This is a genomic window from Rhodopirellula maiorica SM1 (assembly GCF_000346295.1).
Taxonomy (GTDB): domain Bacteria; phylum Planctomycetota; class Planctomycetia; order Pirellulales; family Pirellulaceae; genus Novipirellula; species Novipirellula maiorica.
This window is the reverse complement of the sequence record NZ_ANOG01001107.1, coordinates 1-1,103: the sequence shown is the minus strand read 5'-3', so window position 1 is coordinate 1,103 and position 1,103 is coordinate 1. Positions and strand designations below refer to the sequence as shown.

The following is a 1,103-nucleotide window of genomic DNA, read 5'->3' as shown; positions in this document are numbered from 1 at the left end:
CGATTGTCGAGCGATTGGGGATCTCCGGAACGAACCTGCTCTACCGCTGGAAGCAGCAGCAAGTCGAATCGGCCGGGCCGGTCGGCGAAGTGCTCGATAGCCGCGTCGCCGAACTCGAGGCAGAGCTGCGGCGAGTCGAGCGCGAACGCGACGTTTTAAAAAAAGCTTTGATCATTTTCGGCCGAAACGAGTGAGCCAGCTTTACTCCGCAGCGGCCAGCATCATTCGCGATGGCACTGCATCGCAGCGAGAAGTCGGCGAGATCCTCGGTTTTTCACGGTCCGCATTTCAGCGTTTTCAAAGCGAACCTCCAAGCCGAAGAGAACAAAGCGACATGGACGTCTTGCCAATGGTGATCACCACGTTTCATCGACACCGCAGACGCTACGGTGCTCGACGGATCGCTGCAGACCTGAAGCTACAAGGAGTTGCAATCGGACGTGAAAGGGTCGCCAAATTGCTGCGAATTGCAGGGTTATCGGCGTTGCAGCCAAAGTCGTTCAAGCCGCGAACGACCGAAAGTCGGCACACTCTGGGCTACAACGAGAACCTGTTGCTTGAGCAGCCTGAGCCAACGAGCGTCAATCGTTTGTGGGTAGGTGACATCACCTACATTCCGATCGCACGAACCGGGTTCGCCTACTTGGCTACCCTAATGGATCGCTTTTCCAGGCGGATCGTCGGCTGGGCTTTGGAAATGGACATGACCGAGAGCCTGGTGATCAAGACGCTCCAAAAGGCAATTCGAAGTCGACAGCCATCAAAAGACCTCATCCACCACACCGATCGCGGTGGTCAGTACGCCAGCAAAAGATATCGTGCGATCATCAAGCGTAGTTCGATGCGTCAAAGTATGAGTCGAGCGGGTGACTGCTACGACAACGCTTTTATGGAATCTTGCTTTGGAACGATCAAGACTGAACTGCAAATGACCGAGTATGAGAACTATCGCGAGGCATTGAGTGAACTAACTGAGTTCATTGCTTACTACAATACATCGCGACTTCATTCATCGCTCGGCTATCTATCGCCGACCAGATTCGAATCAACCGTCCCCTGCTAAAATAAGAGGACGCGTGGCCCCCAAAACCCAGGCCACCTCA

The 1,103-nt window shown here is 54.2% G+C and carries 2 protein-coding genes; both read left to right on the top strand.

Annotation, left to right across the window (positions count from 1 at the left end; translation table 11 throughout):
* Nucleotides 1-2: 2 nt before the first annotated feature.
* Nucleotides 3-194: a transposase gene (locus tag RMSM_RS43285; RefSeq protein ID WP_236622438.1), complete on the top strand. Its 192-nt coding sequence runs from the start codon at nucleotides 3-5 to the stop codon at nucleotides 192-194.
* On the top strand, nucleotides 191-1,063 hold the full coding sequence (locus tag RMSM_RS35715; protein ID WP_008709515.1) for an IS3 family transposase: 873 nt from the start codon (nucleotides 191-193) through the stop codon (nucleotides 1,061-1,063). The genes RMSM_RS43285 and RMSM_RS35715 overlap by 4 nt, the downstream gene beginning before the upstream one ends.
* The last annotated feature ends 40 nt before the right edge of the window (nucleotides 1,064-1,103 follow it).